We start from the raw sequence: 23,730 nt of genomic DNA on the forward strand, positions 1-23,730 counted from the left end.
GTCGTCTCCTGTCTCAGAGAGGTGCGGCGTCGGCGCTTTCTTACAGCTCGCGCACGACTTCGGTGACGAGATCGACGGCCGCCAGAAGAGCGTCTTCGCTCACGGCGTCCGCGGTGTCGCCGAGCGTATGGCGCTTGGCGACGCGCCCGTTTATGTCGAACGCCATGAGGGTGAGCGCCCGGAAGCGGCGCGCGAGCGCGACCGTCGCGTCGGTCATGCCGACAGGCGCGCTGCGCGGCTTCATGGGCAGCTCGCGTTCGCGCACGACACGCTTGACGATCGCGCCGAGACGTCTGTCGCCGTGGTAGGTCCGGGCGTCGCCCTCGTGCTCCAGCCACGCGAGCGAGCCTGCGCCGACGCTGTCGAGGTTGATGATGAGCGCGTCGCGCAGGTCTGGGCCGTACGCGTCGAGGAGCGCGCACATGCCCCAGCCCCCAGGTTCCTTGGCGCCGGTCGCGACGAACCACACCTCTTTCTCCGCGAGCGCGCGGTCCACGCCGGCCGTCACCTTGCGGCGGATGCGGGCCGCCTCTTCCGCCGCGAACGGGTCGCCGCCAGCGGTGCCGCCTCGGAACCCGAAGCCGTCCTCGTCGTCCTCGTCCTCGAGCTCGAGCCGGTCCCAGCTCTTGATCTTCTTGCCTTCCTGACGCGGATCGAACTCTCCGCGCAGGCCGAGCCAGTCGCTCACGCGATGCGCTCGCTCGCCGTCCTCGCGACGCTTCCCGAACAGCCGCCTCGGCTTCCGCTCAGGCTCCTCGGCCTGCGGGCGGGCTTGAGCGGCCGGCTCCCCGCCCCACGCGGCGTCCAAGTCGAGCGACGCCTGGCCTGAAGCAGGCCCTGACGGCTCGCGGGCCTCGTCCCAGTCGACGTCGCCGAAGCCGCCGAACGGCGCGGGCGCGGGCGACACCGGCGTGTACTCGAGCAGGGCCTCGTCGATGACGACGTCGGCCTCCCTCGCCGCCTCCGGCGTGCGTCGCATCGGCGCGGTGTCCATCGCCATCGTGGTCGTGGCGTCCGGCTCCGGCACGATGCGCTCCAGCACGCCGAGCATCGCCGCGACGCCCGACGCGTTGTCGTTCCCGCCGTCCACGGGCGGCGCGACAAGCGCGTGGGCGCGGATCGCGAGCGGGAGCAGCAGCGCCGCTCCGACGACGAGCGCCGCGTACCACACCGCCATGGTCCCCGCCGCCACGCGCAGCACGGCGAGGAGCGCGACGAGGGGGACGAGCGCCGTCGCCCCGAGCGTGAGGGCCCGAAGCCCGTTCGCTCTCCGTACGAGCGCCGGCCGCGCGTCCAGCGTCGCGAATGCGGTGTCGTAGTGCGCGACGATCACGACCTTGCGCGGACGCTCGCCGCGCCGGGCCTTCGGCACGTGACGCGCGATGACGTTCTGGCTGGGGCCTTTCGGGAGGAAGCGGGCGACGCCGCGGCGAAGGTCGAGGTCGAGCCAGAGGGCGACTGCCGCAACGGTCCCCACAAGGAGGCTCGCCCACGGCGCCCAGCGCACGAGCACGGCCGCGACGATCGAGAGCAGGTGCTCGACCGCGAACGCCAGCGCGTCGTTGCGCGGCGCGTCGAACTCCTGGCGCTCCACGTCAAGACCGCGCGTGCGCATGACGCGCTCGAGGTAGTCGGCCGCTCGGGCCTCGGCGTCTGTGGTCGCTGGCCGCGGGCCGATCTCGCCCGCGAGCTCTCGCACGTGCTCAGCAAGCTGCGACATCGAGCCTCCCCAACGTCGCTCGCAACGAGCCGGCGCGCAGGCCGGCGGCCGCGCGCTGTGCGCGGTCGCCTGCCAGTATACCGCGCACGTGCGCGCTGAACGCAGCGGTCAGTGGCAGGAGGAGCACTCCCGGAGCCGCCTGCGCGCGTGCTGGGCCTGAAGGACCGGGTCGTTGCTGTGGCAGACGCAGCCCGGGACGGGCACGACGAACCGCGCGGGAAGGGCCGGCTGCTCGTGGCGCTCGACCATCGCTTGGTACGCGGCACGCATCTCAGACGTCCTCACCCACATCCCGCCGAACGCGTACAGGACGACGCCGGCCAGGACGAGGGCGAGGGCCGACCACCCGACGATCCGCGGCCAGCGGCGGCGCCGTGAGGGTGCTGGAGCGGAGCCGGTCAGCGTCCCTGGGCGCTGGCTCACGCTGCCCCCAGTATCTCGCGCAGGTCGTCGTTCGCGCTCGCCCCGATGGGCCGGATGCCGAAGCTCTTCACGAGCACGTCCATCACGGCGGGGGTGATGAACGCTGGAAGCGTCGGACCGAGCCTGATGTCTTTGATGCCAAGGTGCAGCAACGTGAGCAGGATCGCCACGGCCTTCTGCTCGTACCACGACAGCACCAGCGAGAGCGGCAGCTCGTTCACCGACATGCCGAACGCGTCGGCCAGCGCGAGTGCGATCCTGATCGCGGAGTAGGCGTCGTTGCACTGCCCCACGTCCATGAGCCGCGGGATACCGTCGATGTCGCCGAGCTTTCGGTCGAAGAAGCGGAACTTCCCGCACGCGAGCGTGAGCACGACGGTATCATGCGGCGCTCCCTCGACGAACTCCGTGTAGTAGCTCCGCCCGGGCTTGGCCCCATCGCACCCGCCGACGAGGAAGAAGTGCCGGATCGCGCCGCTCTTGACCGCCTCTACGACCTTGGGGGCGATAGACAGCACAGCCTCGTGCGCGAAGCCGACCGTGACGGTTCCGCCGTCGACCTCGTCCGTGAAGCCCGGCAGCTTCAACGCCCGCTGGATGACCGGGCCGAAATCGCCGTTCGCGACGTGCGTCGTGCCAGGGAATGCGACGCGGCCGGTCGTGAAGATGTTGGCGGCGTAGCTCTCGCGCGGAGCCTGGATGCAGTTCGTCGTCATGAGGATCGCGCCCGGGAATGCATCGAACTCCTTGCGCTGGTTCTGCCAAGCCGTCCCGTAGTGGCCGTAGAAGTGAGGGTGCTTCTTGAGCTCGGGGTAGCCGTGAGCCGGCAGCATCTCGCCGTGCGTGTAGACGTCGATGCCGAGACCTGCAGTCTGCTCGAGCAGGTCCTTGAGGTCCTTCAGATCGTGCCCGGACACCAGGATGGCCTTGCCCGGTCGATGGCCCAACGGGACGGTCGTGGGAACGGGGTCGCCGTATGCCCCGGTGTTCGCTGCATCGAGCAGCTCCATCACCTTCAAGTTGACTTCCCCTGTCTTGAGGGTGAGCGCGACCCAGTCCTCAAGCCCGAGCGAGCGGTTCGAAATGGCGTCGAGCAGCTCGTGCATGAACCGGAACACCGATTCGTCCTCGTGGCCCAGGATGTGCGCGTGGTCCGCGTACGCTGCAATGCCCTTGAGGCCGTACACGGCGGTCTGCTGCAGCGCGCGGACGTCTTCGTCCCGCTCTGCGTCCGGGAAGTGGCCGACCTCCTCGCCTTGTTCGATGAGCTCAGCGAGGCTGCCGGCCGGCGTGAACGCCACGCCCGGCTTCGCGTCGTCGACCACACCGCCTGCCGCTTCGACCGCGGAGCGAAGCGCGCGCTTGATGCGATCCCCCGCGTGTATGACTTCGGCGAGGTGCTCGGGATCGAAATCGACGTTGGTGACCGTGGAGAACAGCGCCTCTGCCGTGAAGATCTGGGCCGTCCTGTCAGACACGCCCGCTTCGTACCCGGCCATCGCGATCGAAGCGATGCCTTTGAGCTGATGGATGATCAGGTCCTGGAGGGCCGCTGCCTCCGGCGTCTTGCCGCACACGCCGACGCGCGTGCACCCTGTTCCGCCTGACGTCTGTTCGCACTGGTTGCAGAACATCGCTCTCGCTCCCTCTCTCAGCCGTGGATGAGCGCCGGCAGACAATGCGTGCATACCCATTCGCTGCGACCCTGATGCCGGACGGGAAGCAGGGGCGCGGCGTCTTCGTCCGTCCCGCAGCGGAAGCAGGTCTGCGGGACGTACTCCTGCTGTTTGGCCGCCGCTACAGGCTCCGCGGCCTCGTGGTCGAACGGGACCGTCTCGCGCACCTCGATGGTGAGCGCCCCCGTCGGACACACGCCGAGGCAGAACCCCGCCCCATCGCAGAGCTCCTCGCGCACGACGCGCGCCTTTCCGTCCACGATCTCGATGGCGCCCTCAGCGCACGGGCTCACGCACAGCCCGCACCCGGTGCACCGCTCCTCGTCGATCCGCACGATCTGCCGCCGTACCGTGTTCATCTCGCGTCCTCTCCAGCCGATGTCGCCCGGCGCTGGGCCGCGCGGTGCGCTCGCGATTCGAGCGCGTGTCTTATCGCATCGATCGCATGCCCCCTGAGCACCGACCGCGGCCCGCTGTAGCGCATCATCTGCCGCTGCCACTCGCGCTCATCGCTCTTGTAGCAGTGCGTGTCGCAGTGCGCGCAGAACGGCTTCGGGTCTTTCGGGCAGAGCGCGCGCCGCTTCTCGCCGTACGCGAGGTGCGCCTCGCACTCCTCGCACAGCCGCGGCGGTCGCGCGCCGTACACGCCCAGCTCGGCTGCGAGCGTCGCCGCCGGGCGCCGATCGCGGTCCTTGTGGGTGCCGGCGCAGAAGATCTCGATGAAGTCTCCGAGCGTGCGGACGTCGTGAGCGACCTTCCGGTCGCGCATCCGCGCCGCGATCCTCTCACGCACGGTCAGGGCGTCAGCCATCGTGCCTCCTTCGTCTCCGACGCCACGACCGTACCGCCCGTGCTCGCGCGGTTCCTTGACTCATGTCAAAATCGGCCGGTCCGGATCGAACGAAGGAGGCTCGTGGCAGGGACCCGACCAGACGTCGTCGCAGCGATGCGCGCGTGCCGCCTCTGGCGTGGCGCCTCGACCGAGGCGATCGAGCGCCTGGCTTCGTCCGCTCGCGTGACGGACGCCACGCGCGGCACAGTGCTCGTGACCGAGGGGGAGCCGGCCGTCCGCTTCGGGGTGGTCGTCGCCGGAAAGGCGCGCGTGTGCCACGTGCAGGCCGACGGCAGGACCGTCGTCCTCGAGACCGTCGAGTCCGGCGGGGCGTTCGCCGCGGTCTCGGCGCTTGCTGGTGGCCGCTATCCTGCGACGGTCGAGGCCGCCACCCCTGTCACGATCGCGTGGGTGGAGCCTGCGAGCGTCTTCACGATGCTCGAGACCGAGCCGCACGTGCTCCGTTCGCTCGTGGCGGACCTCGCCGCCAGGGTGGTCGACCTCACGTCCGTCGTGCAGACGCTCGCGCTCGACGTCCCGGAACGCCTCGCGCGCTATCTCTTCCAGCGCTCGCTCGCCGTCGGCGAAGCCACGCCGGAGGGGCTTCGCGTGCCGCTCGGCATGACCAAGAGCGAGCTCGCGGCCTCGCTCGGCACGGTGCCCGAGACGCTCTCGCGCGCGTTCGCGCGCCTGCGCGACGACGGTGTCATCACCGTGCGTGGCAGCGAGGTCGTCGTGCACGACGTGGGCGCGCTCGCACGCCTCGGCTCGCGATACGAGGAGTGATCGGCCGCCGGCAGCGCGTCAGGAGCGTCCGGCCGCCTGCTCCTCCGAAAGACGCTGCTTGACCGCCTGCGCGCCCTTCTCGAGCGTTCCAGCCATCAGGAAGCCCGCGAGGAGGATCGCGCTCGCGATCATCTCAGCGGGGTACAGCCCCACCGTCCGCCCGGCGCGCGCCATCGAGCCCGCACCCGCGATGACCAGCGTGCCGACGATGATGAGGACGTTCGCCCACACCCGGTAGCGGTACTCGCGCTTCGGGAGGAACCGGATCACCGAAAGGGTCGAGCCTCCGAGCAGAAGGAGCGTTCCGGTGATGTTGAACGGCAGCGACATCACGCGCGGGAACGAGCCGCCGGGACCGAGCGCCGTGCCGCCGACCGTGATGCCGGGGATGAGCTTGTCGTACAGGAGCTCGGTCGTGAAGGTGCCGTAGAAGAAGACCGCCAGGCACACGACGAGGAACGCCAGGTAGGCGTGCCCCCAGATCGGACGCTTGCTGATGAGGTAGAGCGTACCGAGCCCGAGGAATCCGACGAGCGAGGCAGCGAGCACGATGTAGATGCGGTACACCGTCGGGTCCCACGCGCCTGTCCGCTCCGACCACGCCTCCATGACGGCGGCGACGGCGTAGAACAGGAAGCCGATCGCCCAGGCCAGCTGGTGCGGCTTCCTGCGCTGGAGCCACTGCCTCACGAGCAACGCAACGTAGACGAACCCGATGAGCCCTGTCGCCGCGGGCCACCACCAGCCCGACCAGAACGCCTCCGACATCTGCGCCTCCTTCGCCAGCCGACCGTTGACCGTGCCGTCACTCCCCGCTGAGCGAGCGCACTTTCGCGTCCGCCGACCGAGCACGTTCGCGCGCCTCGAAGTAGGCCGTCACGTCCGGCTCCACGATGCGTTTGTAGGCGTTCGCGAGCGCAGAGGCCGGCGTGCCGGGCAGCTTCTTGGCCTGCTCGGCCACCTGCTTCTCCTTGGTGTTGTACGCTCCGAGCATGGCGTTCGCGTCGGCCACCTTCCCGGCCAGCCAGGCAGCGTCGATCTTCCGCGACTCCGCGAGCAGCGCCCGCTTGGCATCGATGTACGCCACGAACGGGGCGAGATCGGCCTCCGGCACGTCGGCCGCCGCCGTCTCGAGCAACGAACGGGCGCGCGCGAGAAGCTTGTCTGCTTCCGTGGTGAGCTGCGTCGAGCGCGTGACGCCGTCTTTCGTGTGCTTGTTGAACGCGGCGACTGCCTCGTCCGCCCGTTTCTCCGCCTGCGCGACGAGGGCCCAGGACTCCGTCGCTGCCTGGAGCGCCGAAGCGACCTTCGCGTCCGTCTCCAGGATGGGGCGTGCGCGCTCCAGCATCGCCAGCCGCGCCTCGATCGAGTCCTCGAGCGCGTCGGCGAGCGCGACGTCGCGTTCGGCAAGGCGAGGCCGCGCGCGTCGCACCGTCTGTTGCGCCTCGCGGAGCGTGCTCGCGGCCGCGTCGATCCTGTCGATGGCGTCGCGCGCCGTCTCGGCAGCGGCCGTCGTCACTTCGCTCCGCACCGCCTGGTCGATGGCGAGCACCGCCGGCTCCGCTTGCGAGATCAGCCCCGAAGCGTCCGCGAGCATCGTGCGTGCGGCGCTCGAAGCGGTCGCAGCGCGGTACGCGACGACCCCCGCCGCCACCAGCGCCACGACCACAGTGGCCAGGAGCACCCGCCGCCAGCGCGTCCGGCTCACATCATCGGTACCAGCCATGCCGCCTCCTCGTGCCCATCGTGCAACGGCAGGCGCAGCTCGATGCGCGGGACGATCGCGGCGGCAGGTTCGAGCCGCAGGTCGCCGCCGTGCGCTTCGACTGCTATGCGGGCGAGGTGGAACCCGACGCCTGACTCGGAAAGCACCTGCTCGGGAAGACCCGCCTGCCGCACCGTCCGCACACCGGCCTCCTCCGTGACGCCGGCCGGCGGATCGAGCGTCACGACCACCGACTGCTGCTCCGTGCGGACGCCCACGCGGACAGGGTCGCCGTGGTCCGCGGCCCGCGCGATGCAGCGGAACAAGCTCTCGAAGGCGTGGGTCGCGCACAGCCGATCCACGAGAACGCTGCCGCTCTCGCCCGTCTCTTCCACGCGAAGCACCGCCGACCCATGCTCGGCGTTCACGCGCGACGCGGCCTGCGCCACGATCTCACGCAGGTCGGCGGTCTCGACGATGAGCCCGCTCGCGCGCTCGAGCCCGGCGAGGAGGGAGAGGTCCTTCAGGAGGCGCTCGATCTCTCGAGCGCGGTCGGCAAGCGCCCGGCACACGCGGTCGCGCTGGGCCGGGTCTTCTGCTATCGACGTTCGCGACAGGAGCTCGGCGTACCCTTTGATCGCAGTGAGCGGGCTTGCGAGCTCGCGCTCTACGAGCGACGCGAGGTACGCCTGCCGGAGCGAGCCGGTCTGCTCGGCGGCCTGCGCGTGCTGGCACACGACGAGCACCGCAGTCGCGCTCTCCTCCTCGCTCGCGACGGCAAGCCCGACCCCCTGCGATCGCACAACGCTTCCGTCCGCGCACGCGAGGTCGATCTGAAGCGGGAACGGCTCCTCCGTCGCTGCGCCGGTCCGAAGGTCGAGGAGCACGCGCTCCATCGCGTTGTCCGCGACGGGCAGCTTCCGCCCGCGAAGGTCCTGCTCGCGGTAGCCGAAGCGCTCCTCCACCCCTGTGCCCCACCGCACGACGCGCCCGTCCAGGTCGACGACGAAGCACGCGGCCCCGCTGCCGATCATGCCAGACACGAGACGCCGCGCGGTGCGTTCGCTCGCCTGAAGCCTGCGCTCCAGGGCCTCGATCCTCCGGGCGGAATGGATGTCGGACGCGATCGCCTCGCCGGCGAACGCGAGCTGTGCGAGGGCGCGCTCGTCCACCTCGCGGTCGAACGCAGCGACCGCCACGCCGACCGGTCCGTCGGGACCTCGAAGCGGGATCGCCACGCAGGCGGCCCCTCTCCGCGGCAGCGCCGCGCACGCGCCCGGATCGAGGCGCGCGGGCGCGTCGGCGTACAGCGCCTCGAACAGCTCTGGCGCCTCGTCCGGACCGAGAGCGCCTGGCGCTGCGGTCGCAGGCGGAAGCGTCGCTTTGAGCCGGAGCTTGCCGTCTCGGCCAAGCAGGAAGCCGAACACCGACGCGCACCCGTACGCGCGCGCGAGCCGGTGCACGCCGTCTGCAAGCGCTCCGGATGCGCCCGTGGGTCTTCCGCGCACTCGCCTGATGACGTTCGCCATGTCGCTCCCTCGTCCTGGCCTGTTGTATCCCGTTTGGGGCTCGAGGGCAAGCACAGGATAGCGTCGTCGCCTGGCGAGCCTCCCGCTCGGCTCTCGTCGTACAATCGCAGAAACGAAGGGAGGGCCATGACTGCAGCTCACGAACGGCTCGTCAATCTGGCGCTGTACCTCGCGTCGCGCGCGCGTCCCGTCACTATCCAGCAGTGCCGCGAAGCGGGCCTGGGGTATCCGGACGACGCCGACGATGCCGCGTTCCAACGCATGTTCGAGCGCGACAAGGACGCTCTTCGGGCAGCCGGCATCGCTATCGTCGTTGACGAGGAGGGCCGCTACTCCATAGACGCCGCGCAAAGCTTCGCCGCGGAGGTCGATCTCACAGACGCGGAGTGCGCGGAGGTGCGGGTGCTCGCTGCAGCACTCGTGAACGATCCTTCCTTCCCCTTCGGCGACGACCTCGCCCTGGCAGTGGCGAAGATGGACCTCGGCCCGTTCCCCGACGAGCCGGCACGCTCGACCCTCGCGCTGGAGGATCCGGAGCGGCAATCTTCGCTGGCCCGCGCCGCAGCTGACGCGGTCGCACGGCGCAAGCGCGTGCGGTTCGCTTACACCAACGCGCGCGGCGAGAGCAAGTTTCACGAGGTCGAGCCATACGGCCTCGCGTTCCGTCGCGGGCGCTGGTACCTCGTCGGACGCGATGTCGCAATCGGCGAGGTGCGCATCTACGCGCTCGTGCGCGCGAGCGGGCTCGAGGTGAACGCCGCAAGCCCCAAGAACCCTGACTTCGAGCCGCCTGCGGGCTTCCGCATCGAGGACTGCCTGGTGCTGCCGTTCCAGATCGGGAGCGACCGCGTTCAGGGCTCGGCGCGCTTCGAGCCCGATGCGGCGTGGCGAGCCGCGCATCTCACGGAGGGCAAGGGGCGCCTGAACGCCGACGCGGACGGCGGCCTCCGGTGGGAGGTCGAGATCGCCTCGCCGCGCGCATTCGCCTCCTGGTGCATCGCGAACGGCCCCGGCATCGTCCCGCTCGCACCAGCGTCGGCGGTCCGCGCGTACCGCGTCGGTCTTGAGGAGGTGGCTGCGCGCCATGAGTAGAGCTTCGTCCTCGCAGCGGGCGCGCATGATGCTTGCGCTCATCCCGCACCTTCGCCGCGGCGCGACCTTGCGGCTCTCGGACCTCGCAGCGACGCTCGGCGCCTCTACCGAGGAGGTCGCCGGCCTGCTGGAAGACATCGTGCTCTGCGGCGTCCCGCCGTTCAGCCCCGACGCGCTCATCGACCTCGACATCCAGACCGACAGCGTCACCGTGCTTGCGGACCCGCCGGCGCTCGACCGACCGCTCCGACTCACGCATGCGGAGCTGCGAGCGCTCATCGCGGCCCTCGAGACAGCAGGAGCGGACGCCGACGACCCGCTTGCCACGAAGCTTGCAGGAGCAGCCGCAGCAGCCGGGTCGCTTGAGCGTCTCGCCCAGACGCTGTGCACGAGCCCTGCGGTCGGTGCCGCGCAGACCTACGCAACGCTCGCCGACGCGATCGAGTCGTCGTGCAAGGTGCGCATCGCGTACCTCTCGGCGCACGACGAGACGCCGCGTGAGCGGGTGGTGCGACCGCTCGAACTCGTGAACCGCAACGGCGTGTGGTACCTGATCGCGTTCTGCGAGTCCGCCGGAGCCGAACGCACCTTCCGCCTCGACCGCATCCGCGACGCCGAGGGGCTCGCCGAGCGCTTCGCCCGGCCCGCAGCCGCGGCGCGGAGCGTCGTCCCGGACTTGGCGGCGCAGCCGGTGGCTACGCTGCGCGTCGCGCCCGGGTGCTCCATCGAGAACCGGGACTGGCCGGGTGCGGTGGTTGAGCCACAGCCGGACGGATCGCTCGTCGTCCGCCTCCCGTTCGCATCCGCCCACTGGATCGCGCGCGAGGTCTGCTCCGGCCTCGGGGCCATCGAGGTCGTGGAGCCGGCGGACGTCCGTGCTGAGGTGCGGGCGATGGCGGAGCGGCTGCTGGCCGATCTGACCGCCTAGCACCCCTTCCCGAACCGCGCTGCGATGGTCTCCCGCAAGCGCTCCACCGGCACGCGCTCGACATCGCTCACGGGAAGCGCGGAGAGGAAGCGGCGCGCGTAGGGCACGTCAGTGGACAGCCGGCTGTCCGCGAGCACGAGGCAGCCGGTGTCCGTGGACGACCGGATCAGACGGCCCGCCGCCTGCTTGAGCTCGATGATCGCCTCCGGCAGGTAGTAGCGGTCCCACCACACTGAGCGCTCACGCTCCTTGCGCGCTTCCATGAGCGGGTCGGTGGGCTGCGCGAACGGCAGGCGCACGACCACCACGCAGCGCAACGTGTCGCCTTTGGCGTCGAAGCCCTCCCAGAACGACTTCGTGGCGAACAGCGACAGCTGCTCGTCAGCGATGAACTCGTCTGCCACGCGCTTCGCGGAGGTCCCGCGTGACTGCACGATGAGCCGCAGGCCCTCGCTCCGCAACCGCTCGGCGAGCGTCCCATACAGTGTGCGCATGTCCTTGGTGTTCGTGAACAGCGTGAGGACCGAGCCGCCCATGGCCACATGGACGTCGAAGAGCACGCGTTCCAGGTCCTCGAGATAGCGGGACGAGCGGGGTGGGGCAATGCCTGTCGGAACGTACACGGTCATCTGCCGGTCGAAGTCGTACGATGAGGCGAGACGCAACGTCGTGTACGAGCCATCCGGCAGCCGGTCGAGGCCGACCGCATGCTCGAAGTGCGAGAAGTCGTCGCCCGCAGCGATGGTGGCAGAGGTGTAGATGACGCTCATCACCTCGGGGTAGAACAGCTCGGCGAGCGCTTCTCCCACATCGTACAGGAGCGATTCGACCGTCACCTCGACAGACTCGCCCCGACGTTCGGACCGCACGACGTGCACGAAGCGCTCGTCGTCCCCCTCCAAGATGAGCACGAGCGCCTCCCTCGCATCGGCGAGCGCCGTAAGCTGGCCGACCAGATCGGCCTTGAGCTCGCTGTCGTCCTCGGCGGCCTCGAGGGCGGTGACGACCGCCGCGCCTTCGGCGAGCAGCCGGTCGAGCCGCTTGACGAGCGACCAGCCCACCGCTGCTGCACGGCTCCACGGCCCTTCAGCGCGCTCGCGTGCCGTGATGCGTTCGGCTTCGCGCCCGTACTCCCCGGGCACGACGATCTCTTTGAGCTCGGAAAAGAACGACTCCGCGATCGTTGTCGCCTCGTGGACGAGCGCGATGAGCGCGTCAGCTCGCGCGCGTGCGTCGTCCCCGGCGTCGAGTTGCGCCCGGACCGACTCCAGCAGCCCTCCTCGACCTCGCGTCGAGAGCGCAGAGAGCGACGAGGTGCAGGCGGACGACGATACGGCGTTCGACAGCTGTTCCCGGGCCTCGGCCTCCGCGCCGTGCGCCTCGTCGACCACCCAGTGGCGGATCGGTGGCAGGATCTGGTTGCCTGAGACCGCGTCGCGGAACAGGAGCGAGTGGTTCGTCACGACCACGTGCGCGTCTCGTGCACGCCGGCGCTGGCCGTGGATGTAGCAGACGGCGTTGTACGGGCAGCGCTTCTTCGTGCACTCCGGCGCGCTCGCCGCGACCGCCCGCCTGATATCCTGCCGCCAGTGGACGTTCACCGCGTCGAGATCGCCCCATGACGTCGAGGCGACCCACGAGACGAGCATCGCCGCAACGGCACGGGCCTCCGCCTCTGCGGGCCCGCCCGCGCCGATCAGGCGTCGGAACTTGCGCAGGCACAGGTAGTGCTCGTATCCCTTCAGCCCCACGTACCGCAGGCGCGGCATCTCTCTCGCAAGCGCCGGCAGCTCGCGGTACAGCAGCTGGTCCATGAGCGCATTCGTCTTCGTGGCGACGCCGACAGGCACGCTGTTCTCGAGCGCGAACCGGGCGGCCGGGACCAGGTACGCCACCGACTTGCCGACGCCAGTACCTGCCTCGACGGCCAGGTGCCGGCCCTCGTTCAGCGCCTCGGTCACGGCGCGCGCCATCTCGACCTGCTCCGCACGCCGTTCGTAGTCCGCATACATGCGGCCCACCGCGCCCGCCGCGTCGAACTCAGCGGCGATCTCGTCCACGGAAAGCGACGCGATCTCGGCTTCGCGCGCGTCTTTGAGCGTGCTCGGACGCTCCGCGCGCAACCGTTCCTGGCGTAGTCGCTTGAGGTCGAAGCTCGTCTGCGGGCGCGCGGCCGCCACGTGCGCGAGCACGCGCGCGAGCGAATCCCCGGAGCCCGTGAAGAGTCCGAGCACGCCCGCCAGCGCGCCAGGCGGCAAGTCGTCGAGCGCCACCAGCAGAACCCGCCACAGCCGTGCGAGCGTCTCGACGTCCCCCACCGCGCGGTGCACCGGCTCCACGAGAAGCCCGAACGCGCGAGCGAGGTCGGTCTGGCGGTGGCTCCGCATGCGGGGAAGGGCGATCCGCGCGAGGTCCAGGCTGTCCAGCCACGCAGCCTCGCCGCGTGGGTGTTTCCAGCCGGCGGCCTCTGTGAAGGTCCTATCGAAGATTGCGTTGTGCGCGACGACATCCCGGTCGCCGACGAGCTCGGCAACGCCTGCAAGCGCTTCGTCGACGCGAGGAGCGTCGGCGAGCATCGCGTCGTCGATTCCCGTGAGCTCTGCAATCTCGAGCGGCACGGGTCGCTCGGGCCTGACGAGCGTCGAGAAGCGGGCGCGGATCTCTGGCCCTTTCGCCACGACGGCAGCGACCTCGATGATCTCGTCGCGCCCTGGATCGAATCCCGTGGTCTCCACGTCGAGGAACGCGATTTCGTCCTCGAAGCCGAAAACCGCGTCGCGGGCGCGCTCCCCGTATGACGCGTACGCGGCAGCGACGTCCGGATCGGTGCCGGGCTGGAGCAGTTCGAGAAGCGCCTCGGTCCTCATGTCCGAAGGGTATCACGCCGGTCTGACGCAACGGGGCGGCGCGTGGCGCCGCCCCGTGATGCGCGCGATGCGGTCCGTAGCTAGTTCATGCCGGGAAGCGTGCGCGACTTGAGCAGCCAGTCGTTCCCGTCCTTCACGAACGTCCACAAGTACTGGAAGCTGCCCCCGGCCATCGAGGCCGTGGCGAGCACCTGGGTCTCGCCGTCCTTCTCCGTCACGTTGTCGATCGTGTACGAGCTGATGCCGTAGCCCTTGAGCTGCTCGGCGAACGCGGCCTCGTCCTGCGCGGCTTTCTTGTCGGCAGGAAGCAGCTCGTAGGCAGTCGCGAAGTCGCCCTTCACCACTGCGTCGAAGTACGCCTTCACGTGGTCCTCAGGGGTCTTGCCTGCTACGACCTTGGTCGCGGTCTTCGGATCGAACGGCACATCGGCAGGCATGCCAGCCGGCATGCCGCTCGTGCCGTTGGCCGCCGTGCCGTTGGCGGGCGCGGCCGGCGCGGCCGGCTTGTTCAACACCACCAGTCCGACGATGACCCCGACGAGCACGACGACCACCGCAGCGAGCGCAATGACGACTTTGCTCTGACCGCCGCTGGCGGCCTGTGGTGCTTCTGACATGTGCGTTCCTTTCGATCGCTTGCCTGAACAGCGCGAGACGCGCCGCACGAGCATACGCCCCTGGCTGCATCCGGGCAACCACGCGCGCACACCGCGCTCGGCGAGTACAATCAGCACATGCCACGCCAACGCAGCCTGTTCGACATCATCGGGCCCGTGATGATCGGACCCTCGTCCAGCCACACCGCGGGTGCTGCGCGCTTGGGTGCGCTTGCGCGCGCCATCGTCGGCGGCACGCCGCGGCGGGCCCGGGTTACGCTGCACGGCTCCTTCGCCACGACCGGCCGTGGCCACGGCACCGACCGAGCACTCGCCGCAGGACTGCTTGGCATGCGCCCCGACGACGAACGCCTCCCGGACGCGCTCGAGCTCGCAAACGCGTCCGGGCTGGAGGTCACGTTCGTATCGGGCGATCTCGGCGACGTGCATCCGAACACCGCACGGCTCGAGCTCACCGACGCCTTCGGGCGTGCCCACCTCGTGCAGGGCTCGTCGCTCGGCGGCGGCGATGTGGTCGTCACGCTCATCGACGACTTCCCCGTCGAAGTCACCGGCGAGCTGCCGCTTCTGGTGGTCGTCCACCACGACCAGCCTGGCGTGGTGGCGGCCGTGACCGCTCGCCTGGCGGCCGACGTCATCAACATCGCGTCCATGCAGGTCTCCCGTGAGCGGCGCGGCGCCCGTGCGCTCATGCTCATCGAGACGGACGAGCGCGTCCCCGACGAGGCGATCGCCGGCATCGCGGCCATCGACGGCGTCGTCGAGGTGCGCTCCGTGCCGGCCGTGTGACGGAAGGTTCCCGCATGTCGTACGCGTCCTTCGCCGAACTCCTCGCTGCGGCCGACGACCACGGCTCGATCTCTGCGGCAGCCATCGCGCTCGAATGCGAGGAGACGGGCGCTGACGAAGCACAGGTGATCGCCCGGTTGTCGGACGCGCTCGCGGTGATGGAAGCGGCAGTCGAGCGCGGGCTTAGCGAGGAGCTGCGCTCCCGCTCCGACCTTGTCGGCAGATCAGGGCGCGCGCTCGCAGCATCCGCGCCGCGCCTGACCGATGCGACGTTCGCGACCGCGCTGTCGCGGGCCCTCGCAGGCGCAGAGGTGAACGCGTGCATGGGGCGTGTGGTCGCCGCGCCAACCGGCGGCGCCTCGGGCGTGCTGCCGGCCGTGCTGCTCACCGCTGCCGAACGGCTGGGCGCGCCGCGCGAGCGGGTGGTGGCCGCGCTCGCTGCCGCCGGAGCCGTCGGCGGGGTGATCGCGGCGCGGGCCACTCTCTCGGGAGCCGCCGGTGGATGCCAGGCCGAGACCGGGGCCGCGGCAGCAATGGCGGCGGCGGCCGCAGTCGAGCTCGCGGGCGGCACGCCGGAGCAGTCCGGACACGCGGCCGCGTTCGCGCTCCAAGGGCTCTTGGGGCTCGTCTGCGACCCGGTCGGCGGGCTCGTGGAGGTGCCCTGCGTCGCCCGCAACGCGACTGCGGTGGCCGTGGCACTGGCCGCGATCGAGATGGCGCTCGGCGGCCTGGCGTTCCCGATTCCTGTCGACGAGGTCATCGATGCGATGGGGCATGTCGGTCGCAGCCTTCCCCCTTCGCTTCGCGAGACCGCGCTCGGCGGCCTGGCGGCGACGCCGACGGGGCGCACCCTTGCATCCTCGCTTGCCAGCGGGTATCGTCCGCACAGTGACGAAGGGGAGTAGCGACCTCGCCCGTGCGAGGGAGGCAGGCCGACAATCCCGGGCTTCGGCCCCGGTCCTGCCGACGCGAGAAGCGACGCAAGACCTTCGGCGATGACGCCGGAGGTCTTTTCCTTTGAGGAGGCGCTGATGGACGAGAGCCGCGAGACCGCGTGGCACGTGATGCCGGTGCGCGAGGTCGCCGCCGCGCTCGGGACCGACCCTGAGTGCGGCCTTTCGGCCGAGGAGGCGGCTCGACGCCTGGCCGAGCACGGGCAGAACCTGCTCGCACCGCCGGTGAAGGTCCCCGCCTGGAAGAAGTTCCTCGCGCAGTTCAACGACTTCATGATCTGGGTCCTCATGGCAGCGGTCGTGATCTCGGCGATCGAGCATCAGCTGCTCGAGGCCTTCGCCATCACCGCGATCCTGCTTCTGAACGGCTTTCTGGGCTTCATCCAGGAGTACCGCGCCGAGCAGGCGCTCGAGGCGCTGAAGCAGATGGCGGCACCGACGGCGACCGTGGTGCGCGACGGCGTCGAGCAGGAGGTGCCCGCTGCCGAGCTCGTGCCGGGCGACGTCGTGATCCTCGAGGCCGGCGACAAGGTGCCGGCCGACGGCAGGCTCATCGAGGCGGCCTCGCTCAAGGTGGACGAGTCCTCCCTCACAGGCGAGAGCCGCCCTGTCTCCAAGCACGCTGATGCGGAGTGCGAGCTGCACTGCGCGCTCGGCGACCGCTCGACGATGGTGTACGCGGGCACGACGGTCGCCGTCGGACGCGGCCGCTTCATCGTCACCGAGACCGGTCAGGCCACCGAGATGGGCCGCATCGCCGACCTCCTCGCGCAGCAGGAGGAGGAGGCGACCCCTCTGCAGCGCGAGCTCAAAGGCGTGGGCAAGCGCATCGCCACGCTCATCCTCGCCATCGCAACGATCGTCTTCGCCGTCGGCGCGTGGCAGGCCTACAACGCGTCGGGCGAGACATCGCTTTTCGCCGCGCTCGCCCACGAGGCCTTCCGCGCACGGCTGACCGTGGCGTTGCTCGTGGCGATCTCGCTCGCAGTCGCGGCCATCCCGGAAGGGCTTCCCGCGATTGTGACCGTCGCTCTCTCGCTCGGGGTCCGCAAGATGGCCGAGCACAACGCGATCGTGCGGAAGCTCCACGCGGTGGAGACGCTCGGGTCCACCACCTTCATCTGCTCGGACAAGACCGGCACCATCACGAGGAACGAGATGGCCGTCAGGCGCGTCGTCGTTGGGTTGGATGGGGCCGACATCTTGCCCGACTGGGCGCTCCAGCCAGACGACCTGACGCCGGACCCCGCCGGCCTCGACCTGCTCCTCGAGATCGCGGCGTCGTGCAATGATGCCCACTTCACGGCCGACGGCACGCTCGTAGGAGACCCCACCGAGACGGCGCTCGTCGTGGCCGCCGACGCGCTCGCCGAGTCGCGCCGGCGACCCCGCCGCGTCGCGGAGATCCCGTTCGACTCCGAGCGCAAGCGCATGACGACCGTGCATGTCGTCGATGGCAGGCCAGTCGCGTACGTGAAGGGCGGCGCCGACGTCGTGCTCGGCCTGTGCACCCACGCGCTCGTTCGCGGGAAGCGCGTCGCGCTCGATGAGACCATGCGCCACCGCATCCTTGCTATCAACACGGAGCTCGCCGCGTCTGGGTTCCGTACGCTCGCCATCGCGTTCCGCGAGCTCGACGACGCGACAGTCGACGAGCCGAGCGCGGTGGAGCGCGACCTCACCTACGTCGGCATCGTGGGCCTCGTCGACCCCCCTCGCCCCGAGGCCGCCGAGGCCATCGCTACGTGCCGCCGCGCGGGCATCGAGGTCGCGATGGTCACCGGCGACCACGCGCTCACCGCACGCGCCATCGCTCAACAGGTCGGCCTCAGCGACGATGGCGAGGTGCTCACCGGTGTCGAGATCGAACGCATGTCCGACGACGAGCTGTATGAAGCGGTGGCTCGGACGCGCCTCTATGCCCGCGTCGACCCCGCTCACAAACTGCGCATCGTCGAGGCCCTGAAGCGGCACGGGCACATCGTGGCCATGACCGGCGACGGCGTGAACGACGCGCCTGCCCTCAAGCGGGCCGACATCGGTGTGGCGATGGGCCGCGTCGGAACGGACGTCTCGCGCGAGGCGGCCGACATGGTGCTCGCCGACGACAACTTCGCGACGATCGTGGAGGCGGTGCGCATGGGCCGCGCCGTCTACGACAACCTCAAGAAGTTCATCCTCTTCTTGCTCTCGTGCAACGTCTCTGAGGTCCTCATCATCTTCGTCACGACGTTCTTCGCCGATCGGCCGGCGCTCCTGCCGCTGCAGATCCTGTGGATCAACCTCATCACCGACGGTTTCCCCGCGCTCGCGCTGGGCGTGGATCCGGCCTCGCCGCGGGTGATGGAGCGGCCTCCCCGCGATGCGAGCGAGTCGGTGCTCGCCCGCAAACGTCAGGCGCAGGTGCTTTGGCAGGGCGCTCTCATCACGGTCGCCGGCCTCATCATGTACGTGTGGGCCGACCTGTTCATGCCCGGCCACTCGTTCGAGCGCGCGCAGACGATGCTCTTCTCGGCGATGGTGCTGGCCCAGCTCGTCCACGCGTTCTCGTTCCGGTCAGAGAGCCGCAGCATATTCAGCGCGTACTCGCTCAAGAACCGGTGGCTGAACGTCGCCTTCGCGGGCTCGCTCCTCTTGCAGCTCGGTGTCGTCTACCTGCCGCCGCTGCAGCGCGTGTTCAAGACGCAGCCGCTCTCGGTCTCGGACTGGCTCGCGGTGATCGCCGCCGCGATCGTGCCGACGGTGCTCATCGACATCACGAAGCGCCTGGTCGCGCGGTCGTCCGCCCGCTCGGCTCCGACGGAGCCCGTTTCGGCCTGACCGTTTGATTGACTGCGCGAATGCGCCGATAATCGGCGTGATACGACCGGTTATCGGGAGTTGCCCGTGGCTCGTCTCCGCACACGGCTTCCGCTTCTGCCTGCCACGTTGCAGGCGCGGCTCTCCGGCTCCCTTGTTCTGGGGAGTTTGCTTCTGTTCCTCGTCGTTTTCGGCGCGACGCGCGTCGCCACAGCGGCGTTCACGCGCGCGACCGTCACCCACGACGCACGCCGCACCCTCGTCACCGCCCACGCGATCCTCGACGCGCAGGCAGACGTGCTCGACTCCTACGTCGTGGCCTATACGGAGTGGGACGAGTTCTACGAGCGAACGCTCCGTCCGAGCGACGCGTTCATCACTGAGGAATTCGACCCGTGGCTGCGGGACAAGTCCGGCGCAGATGACGTGCTGTGGGTACGCTCGTCGGGGGTCCCGGTCTTCTCGTACGGAGACGCACCAGACCTCGATGCGCTTCGGTCGGTCGCTTCGGGCACCACAGGCCCGCGCGCCGGCGTCGTGCTCCTTCCGTCCGGGCCTGGTATCGCGGCCGTCCGCCCGATCGTCGGAGGGTCGCCGACCGCGAGTCCCGCAGGGTGGCTCGTCGTAGCCCGTCACCTCGACCTTGCCGAGCTCGGCAAGACGCTCGGCGTCCAGGCCGGTTTCGAGCCGGTGAGCGAACGGGTCACCGGCGAGGGCGCGCTCGGCACGGTGCCGGGGTTCGTCTCCGCTGCGGCGTGGCTTCGCGGAGATGCATTCGAGGCGCGCGGCACGCTCGCCGGGCTCGACGGCCGGCCCGCAGGCACGCTCGTCCTCACCGAGCCACTGCGCGGCGACCCCGTCCTGGCCAGCTGGACCTTCCCGCTCTCGATGGGCCTCGTATCGCTGCTCTTCGGGTTGGCGTTCGGAACAGCGCTCTCCCGGACGGTCGTGCGCCCGCTCGATGCGACGCTCGCCGTGCTGCGGGACGAAGGGCTGCGCGCGGTGCACGGCGAGCCGCCCGCGGAGACGCCGCCGATCGACCCCGCGCTTCCCGCCGAGTTCCGCGAGCTCGCGGAAACCGTGCGCGAGCTCGTCAGGCTGCTGGCCGTCCGTGAGCGCGAGCTTGCCGCAGCCACGGACCAGGCGCTGGCAGCCGAACAGGCGCTCAGGACGGTGCTCGACGAGTCGGCAGAGGCGAAGCTGCTCGTGCAGCGAGGCGTCGTGGAGGTCGCGAACCCCGCCTTCGCGGTCTGCGTCGGGCGCCCCCTCGGCTTCATCCTCCGCAAACCGCTCGAGGATCTGCTCGCAGCGATGGACATCGCCACGCCCGAAGGCGAGCCGCTCTCGCCTGCCGAGCTCGTGGAGCGCGCGCTGGAGAACGAGGTCGTGGTGCGCTGCAACGCCCCGAGCCACGGCGAGCGCTGGATGGAGGTGCGCGCTGACGTGACAGCCGCGCCTGATGCGTTCGTGCTCTCTGTGCGAGACATCACCGAGCAGTACCGGCTCGAGAAGCTGCGCTCCGAGATCCTCTCGCTCGTGTCGCACGACCTGCGAGCGCCGCTCACGGTGCTTTCCGGATACGTGCAGATGCTTGAGCGCGACCTCACCGACGAGCAGCGCGTGCGCATCGTCGCCTCGATGCGCGAGTCGACCGAACGGATGCGGTCGCTGGTGGAAGACCTGCTCGACTCGGCGCGAGCCCAGCAGGCGCTCGGTCCTAGCACGGTCGAGCCGGTCGACCTGGCCGCTCTCGCCGCGCAGGCCGCCCAGGCCGCGCGGGTGGCGTTCGGACGAGAGGTGACGGTGGTCGCGCGCTCGCAGGTGGAGGCCGACGGTGACCCGAAGCGGCTCCGCCAAGCGCTCGACAACCTCGTCGGCAACGCCATCAAGCACACATCAGCCGAGGCGAAGGTCCGCATCGTCGTCGAGCGTGCGCAGGACCGGGCGTTGCTCGCCGTCGAGGACACCGGCCCTGGCGTGCCCCCGGACGCGCGCGAGGCGGTCTTCGAGCGCTTCGCGCAACTGGAAGAGGGTACCGGAGGCGCGGGACTCGGCCTGTACATCGTCAAGACGATAGCCGAGACGCACGGCGGTCGCGCGTACGTCGACGATGCCCCCGGAGGCGGGGCGCGATTCGTGATCGAGCTGCCGCTCGCGCAGAAGGCCCGCCGGCCCCGCTCGGCTCAGGCTTCCGAAGACGAGTCCCCGAGCGCGTAACCCACGAGCAGAGCGCACAGCTCGGGGAACTCGATGCCGGCGGCCCGCGCCGCGTCCGGCAGCAGGCTCGTGCGCGTCATGCCCGGTATCGTGTTCACCTCGAGCACCCACGCCTCGCCGCTCGGCTCGACGATGATGTCGGTCCGCGACACGCCTCTGCACCCGAGCGCTTCGTGCGCGGCTACCGCGAGCTTGGCGCACAGCTCCCGCGCCTCCTCGGGCACGCGTGCGGGGATGATGTGGCGGCTCATGCCGGGCACGTACTTCGACTCGTAGTCGTAGAACTCGTGCGCTGGGACGATCTCGAGCGTCGGCAACGCGAACGGCGGATCGACGCCGAGCACCCCGACAGTCACCTCGGTCCCGTCGATGAACCGCTCGACGAGCACCACGCTGTCGTGCCGGAAGGCCTCCGCGATAGCCGGGGCGAGCTCCGACGGGTCGTGGACGATCGTCACGCCGATCGCGGAGCCTTCGGACGCTGGCTTGACGACGCACCGAGGCCCGACGGCGTCGACCACCTCCTCGTCGCTCCACGGCCGGCCCTCGCGCACCACCACGTACGGGGGCGTCGGCACGCCACACGCGGAGAACACGTGCTTGGACGCGACCTTGTCCATCGCGAGCGCGCTTGCCAGCACTCCTGACCCCACGTACGGAAGGTCGAGAAGCTCGAGCAGCCCCTGCACCGTGCCGTCCTCGCCGTACCTGCCGTGCAGACAGATGAACGCGACGTCTGGCTTGGTGACCCGCAGCTCGTCGATGAACGACGGCTGCGCGGTGTCGATGGGAAACGCGTCCGCTCCCCGCTCGAGCAGCGCTGCCACCACCTGCTCGCCCGTGTTGAGCGACACCTCGCGCTCGGCCGAGCGCCCGCCCATCAGCACCGCCACCCGCACACCCGCTATGTCAGGCGCTTGCACAAGGACCCTCCTCGAACGAGCGCTCACGCGCCTCTGCAACACATGTCGAGCGCGAACAACGCGACGAGCCAAAGCACCGCTCCCACGAGCGCAGCCCCGCCGCCTTTGAGCAGAGCGTCTGCGAGCAGCCCCCTCCGGTGCTCCGGGGGCCGCACCGCGCGCGTCACGATCCACACGGCGAGCGCGAGCGCCGGCCCCATCGCCGCCAGCACGAGCCCCGCGGCCGCGACGCGCCCGTAGTTTACCGACCACAGCACCGCGCCTGCGGCCGCATCGTCTTTCAGCAGCACGAACGACGAGATCGCAAGCACCACCCACGCCAGGAGGTACAGCGAGAACGGCACGAGGCTCACGCCGCGCGGGCCAGCAGGCGAAGCGACTTCGTCTTCGAACATCACGGGCCTCCTCTTGCTTGAGCCAGTCTAGAGGAGCGCTGGCTCGACGCACAACTCGCGGGCACCTGTGAGAATCCTGTGCGTTCGAGCGCCCGGCCCGGACGGGCAGGCCGTCCGTCGTGTAGTCTAGTGGCAGGGCTGAACGATAGGGAGGACAGCCATGGAACTCGACCCTCGCCTGCCTGACGAACGCGGCGCGGACGTGGCGCCCGCTGAGACCTCGGCCGAGGAGGAGGCCCTGCGTTCGCAGGACGCCGCCGCTGGACCGACGAGCGACGAGCCGCCAGCAGAGCCCGTCTTGCCAGCAGGGCCCGTCCTGCCGCCACCGCCGGCGCCGCTCGAGCGAGCGCGGACCCCATGGGGCCGCATCCTCGTCGTCACGGCGCTCGTCTCGGCCCTCTTCGGCGTCGCGGGCGGTTATGGCGGGTGGCTCCTCGCGCGAGAGGCGCGGATAGCCCCGGCGACCGGCACCGTGCGCGTGGTGTCGGGCGCGACCGAGGAGGCGGTCGCGGCGGCGGCTGCTGCTGCCGTGCCGAGCGTCGTCAACATCGACGTCACGACCAACGAGACCTCAGACTCCGGGAGCGGGCTTCCGAAGGACCACCCGGCCGTGCCCGTCACCGGCAACGGCTCGGGCGTGGCGTTCAAGCGCGCCGAGGACGGAGGGACCTACATCGTCACCAACCAGCACGTCGTCGCCGATGCCGACAAGATCGTCGTCACGGACTCGACCGGCGAGCGCATCAAAGGCGTCGTGGTCGGCGCGGACGAGGAGACCGACATCGCGGTGGTGAAGATCGACGCCGAGATCCCGCTCATCACCATCGGTGATTCCGAGAAGCTCGTCGTGGGGCAGCTCGTGGTGGCCATCGGCTCGCCCTTCGGGCTGCAGCACTCCGTGACGGCCGGTGTGGTCTCGGCCATCCACCGCTCGCTTCCTGACTTCGCGGAGAACGCGAAGCGCTACCCGCTCGTCGACGTCATCCAGACCGACGCCGCCATCAACCCGGGCAACTCCGGCGGCGCGCTCGTCGACCGTACCGGCGCACTCGTCGGGATCCCCGCCGCGATCTTCACCGACACGGGCGCCGATGACGGCGTCGGCTTCGCGATCCCCGTGAAGACCGCCGTGCGCGTCGCGACCGAGATCATCGAGACCGGCTCCGCGAAGCACCCCTTCCTCGGGATCGAGGGCATGACCGTGACGGCCGACCTCGCCGCCGAGAAGAAGCTGCCTGTCGAGGAAGGCGCGTACGTCGTGAACGTGACGAAGGGCACCGAAGCCGAGAAGGCCGGCCTGAAGCCCGGCGACGTCATCGTCAAGCTCAACGAGACCCCGATCCGCTCGATGGACGACCTCTTGCTCGCCGTGCGGCGGCACGCCATCGGCGACACGGTCACGCTGTCGGTGTGGCGCAACGGCAAGCAGATCGAGGTCACGATGAAAGTCGGCGTCAAACCGAAGAACCTCTAAGCAGA

At 70.1% G+C, this 23,730-nt stretch carries 20 protein-coding genes; 8 read left to right on the top strand and 12 right to left on the bottom strand.

Going from position 1 to position 23,730, the window contains the following annotated elements:
- Window positions 1-40: 40 nt before the first annotated feature.
- From MX659_RS00815 to MX659_RS00835, 5 genes are all read right to left on the bottom strand, one after another.
- Window positions 41-1,720, bottom strand: coding sequence for a hypothetical protein (locus tag MX659_RS00815; RefSeq protein WP_267191591.1), 1,680 nt, complete (start codon window positions 1,718-1,720; stop codon window positions 41-43).
- 108 nt (window positions 1,721-1,828) lie between these two features.
- Window positions 1,829-2,143, bottom strand: a complete 315-nt coding sequence (locus MX659_RS00820; protein ID WP_267191592.1) for a hypothetical protein — start codon at window positions 2,141-2,143, stop codon at window positions 1,829-1,831.
- Entirely contained in the window at window positions 2,140-3,777 is a 1,638-nt protein-coding gene (gene hcp / locus MX659_RS00825) for a hydroxylamine reductase (RefSeq protein ID WP_267191593.1), read from the bottom strand. The genes MX659_RS00820 and hcp overlap by 4 nt, the downstream gene beginning before the upstream one ends.
- Before the next feature lie 17 nt (window positions 3,778-3,794).
- Window positions 3,795-4,178: an ATP-binding protein gene (locus MX659_RS00830; protein ID WP_267191594.1), complete on the bottom strand. Its 384-nt coding sequence runs from the start codon at window positions 4,176-4,178 to the stop codon at window positions 3,795-3,797.
- Entirely contained in the window at window positions 4,175-4,630 is a 456-nt protein-coding gene (locus MX659_RS00835) for a nitrous oxide-stimulated promoter family protein (RefSeq protein ID WP_267191595.1), read from the bottom strand. The genes MX659_RS00830 and MX659_RS00835 overlap by 4 nt, the downstream gene beginning before the upstream one ends.
- Before the next feature lie 102 nt (window positions 4,631-4,732).
- Between MX659_RS00835 and MX659_RS00840 the strand changes: the two genes are divergently transcribed.
- Window positions 4,733-5,437, top strand: a complete 705-nt coding sequence (locus MX659_RS00840) for a Crp/Fnr family transcriptional regulator (RefSeq protein WP_267191596.1) — start codon at window positions 4,733-4,735, stop codon at window positions 5,435-5,437.
- Between the two features lie 18 nt (window positions 5,438-5,455).
- Here the strand turns inward: MX659_RS00840 and MX659_RS00845 are convergent, their stop codons facing one another.
- From MX659_RS00845 to MX659_RS00855, 3 genes are read right to left on the bottom strand one after another with little or no spacing between them, the layout of a single operon-like run.
- Window positions 5,456-6,205: a hypothetical protein gene (locus tag MX659_RS00845; protein ID WP_267191597.1), complete on the bottom strand. Its 750-nt coding sequence runs from the start codon at window positions 6,203-6,205 to the stop codon at window positions 5,456-5,458.
- A 37-nt stretch (window positions 6,206-6,242) separates the two neighbouring features.
- The gene (locus MX659_RS00850) at window positions 6,243-7,163 is read right to left on the bottom strand and encodes a hypothetical protein (protein WP_267191598.1); all 921 of its coding nucleotides are present in this window, start codon (window positions 7,161-7,163) and stop codon (window positions 6,243-6,245) included.
- Window positions 7,142-8,671: a sensor histidine kinase gene (locus MX659_RS00855; protein ID WP_267191599.1), complete on the bottom strand. Its 1,530-nt coding sequence runs from the start codon at window positions 8,669-8,671 to the stop codon at window positions 7,142-7,144. Before MX659_RS00855 ends, MX659_RS00850 begins: the two co-directional genes overlap by 22 nt.
- Before the next feature lie 126 nt (window positions 8,672-8,797).
- On the opposite strand from MX659_RS00855, the gene MX659_RS00860 reads away from it, so the two are divergent.
- Together MX659_RS00860 and MX659_RS00865 are read left to right on the top strand one after the other, a co-directional pair.
- Entirely contained in the window at window positions 8,798-9,763 is a 966-nt protein-coding gene (locus tag MX659_RS00860; RefSeq protein WP_267191600.1) for a helix-turn-helix transcriptional regulator, read from the top strand.
- Entirely contained in the window at window positions 9,756-10,691 is a 936-nt protein-coding gene (locus tag MX659_RS00865; protein WP_267191601.1) for a helix-turn-helix transcriptional regulator, read from the top strand. The genes MX659_RS00860 and MX659_RS00865 overlap by 8 nt, the downstream gene beginning before the upstream one ends.
- Here MX659_RS00865 and MX659_RS00870 read toward each other — a convergent pair.
- Both MX659_RS00870 and MX659_RS00875 read right to left on the bottom strand, forming a co-directional pair.
- Entirely contained in the window at window positions 10,688-13,558 is a 2,871-nt protein-coding gene (locus tag MX659_RS00870; RefSeq protein WP_267191602.1) for a helicase C-terminal domain-containing protein, read from the bottom strand. The genes MX659_RS00865 and MX659_RS00870 overlap by 4 nt on opposite strands.
- Before the next feature lie 80 nt (window positions 13,559-13,638).
- Complete coding sequence (locus MX659_RS00875) at window positions 13,639-14,175, bottom strand: hypothetical protein (protein ID WP_267191603.1); 537 nt, start codon at window positions 14,173-14,175, stop codon at window positions 13,639-13,641.
- 117 nt (window positions 14,176-14,292) lie between these two features.
- On the opposite strand from MX659_RS00875, the gene sdaAB reads away from it, so the two are divergent.
- The 4 genes from sdaAB to MX659_RS00895 all read left to right on the top strand — a co-directional run bounded on the left by sdaAB (window position 14,293) and on the right by MX659_RS00895 (window position 20,933).
- Window positions 14,293-14,964: an L-serine ammonia-lyase, iron-sulfur-dependent subunit beta gene (sdaAB, locus tag MX659_RS00880; protein WP_267191604.1), complete on the top strand. Its 672-nt coding sequence runs from the start codon at window positions 14,293-14,295 to the stop codon at window positions 14,962-14,964.
- 14 nt (window positions 14,965-14,978) lie between these two features.
- Window positions 14,979-15,869, top strand: a complete 891-nt coding sequence (gene sdaAA / locus MX659_RS00885) for an L-serine ammonia-lyase, iron-sulfur-dependent, subunit alpha (RefSeq protein ID WP_267191605.1) — start codon at window positions 14,979-14,981, stop codon at window positions 15,867-15,869.
- Window positions 15,870-15,995: 126 nt separating this feature from the next.
- Window positions 15,996-18,737: a calcium-translocating P-type ATPase, PMCA-type gene (locus tag MX659_RS00890; RefSeq protein ID WP_267191606.1), complete on the top strand. Its 2,742-nt coding sequence runs from the start codon at window positions 15,996-15,998 to the stop codon at window positions 18,735-18,737.
- A gap of 66 nt (window positions 18,738-18,803) precedes the next feature.
- The gene (locus MX659_RS00895) at window positions 18,804-20,933 is read left to right on the top strand and encodes a sensor histidine kinase (RefSeq protein WP_267191607.1); all 2,130 of its coding nucleotides are present in this window, start codon (window positions 18,804-18,806) and stop codon (window positions 20,931-20,933) included.
- Here MX659_RS00895 and MX659_RS00900 read toward each other — a convergent pair.
- On the bottom strand, window positions 20,900-21,856 hold the full coding sequence (locus MX659_RS00900; RefSeq protein WP_267191608.1) for a D-alanine--D-alanine ligase family protein: 957 nt from the start codon (window positions 21,854-21,856) through the stop codon (window positions 20,900-20,902). The two genes, MX659_RS00895 and MX659_RS00900, sit on opposite strands and share 34 nt — an antisense overlap.
- A gap of 23 nt (window positions 21,857-21,879) precedes the next feature.
- A complete protein-coding gene (locus tag MX659_RS00905; protein ID WP_267191609.1) occupies window positions 21,880-22,251 on the bottom strand; it encodes a hypothetical protein in 372 nt (123 codons plus the stop codon).
- A gap of 160 nt (window positions 22,252-22,411) precedes the next feature.
- On the opposite strand from MX659_RS00905, the gene MX659_RS00910 reads away from it, so the two are divergent.
- The gene (locus MX659_RS00910) at window positions 22,412-23,725 is read left to right on the top strand and encodes a S1C family serine protease (protein WP_267191610.1); all 1,314 of its coding nucleotides are present in this window, start codon (window positions 22,412-22,414) and stop codon (window positions 23,723-23,725) included.
- Window positions 23,726-23,730 lie beyond the last annotated feature (5 nt).

Origin of the sequence: Parvivirga hydrogeniphila (assembly GCF_023371205.1) — a bacterium.
Lineage (GTDB): Bacteria > Actinomycetota > Coriobacteriia > Anaerosomatales > Anaerosomataceae > Parvivirga > Parvivirga hydrogeniphila.

Excerpts from the sequence above, each read along its gene's own strand:
- MX659_RS00815 (WP_267191591.1), bottom strand. The coding sequence starts at position 1,720 with ATGTCGCAGCTTGCTGAGCACGTGCGAGAGCTCGCGGGCGAGATCGGC.
- hcp (WP_267191593.1), bottom strand. The coding sequence starts at position 3,777 with ATGTTCTGCAACCAGTGCGAACAGACGTCAGGCGGAACAGGGTGCACG.
- MX659_RS00830 (WP_267191594.1), bottom strand. The coding sequence starts at position 4,178 with ATGAACACGGTACGGCGGCAGATCGTGCGGATCGACGAGGAGCGGTGC.
- MX659_RS00835 (WP_267191595.1), bottom strand. The coding sequence starts at position 4,630 with ATGGCTGACGCCCTGACCGTGCGTGAGAGGATCGCGGCGCGGATGCGC.
- MX659_RS00845 (WP_267191597.1), bottom strand. The coding sequence starts at position 6,205 with ATGTCGGAGGCGTTCTGGTCGGGCTGGTGGTGGCCCGCGGCGACAGGG.
- MX659_RS00850 (WP_267191598.1), bottom strand. The coding sequence starts at position 7,163 with ATGGCTGGTACCGATGATGTGAGCCGGACGCGCTGGCGGCGGGTGCTC.
- MX659_RS00855 (WP_267191599.1), bottom strand. The coding sequence starts at position 8,671 with ATGGCGAACGTCATCAGGCGAGTGCGCGGAAGACCCACGGGCGCATCC.
- MX659_RS00860 (WP_267191600.1), top strand. The coding sequence starts at position 8,798 with ATGACTGCAGCTCACGAACGGCTCGTCAATCTGGCGCTGTACCTCGCG.
- MX659_RS00865 (WP_267191601.1), top strand. The coding sequence starts at position 9,756 with ATGAGTAGAGCTTCGTCCTCGCAGCGGGCGCGCATGATGCTTGCGCTC.
- MX659_RS00870 (WP_267191602.1), bottom strand. The coding sequence starts at position 13,558 with ATGAGGACCGAGGCGCTTCTCGAACTGCTCCAGCCCGGCACCGATCCG.
- MX659_RS00875 (WP_267191603.1), bottom strand. The coding sequence starts at position 14,175 with ATGTCAGAAGCACCACAGGCCGCCAGCGGCGGTCAGAGCAAAGTCGTC.
- sdaAB (WP_267191604.1), top strand. The coding sequence starts at position 14,293 with ATGCCACGCCAACGCAGCCTGTTCGACATCATCGGGCCCGTGATGATC.
- sdaAA (WP_267191605.1), top strand. The coding sequence starts at position 14,979 with ATGTCGTACGCGTCCTTCGCCGAACTCCTCGCTGCGGCCGACGACCAC.
- MX659_RS00890 (WP_267191606.1), top strand. The coding sequence starts at position 15,996 with ATGGACGAGAGCCGCGAGACCGCGTGGCACGTGATGCCGGTGCGCGAG.
- MX659_RS00905 (WP_267191609.1), bottom strand. The coding sequence starts at position 22,251 with ATGTTCGAAGACGAAGTCGCTTCGCCTGCTGGCCCGCGCGGCGTGAGC.
- MX659_RS00910 (WP_267191610.1), top strand. The coding sequence starts at position 22,412 with ATGGAACTCGACCCTCGCCTGCCTGACGAACGCGGCGCGGACGTGGCG.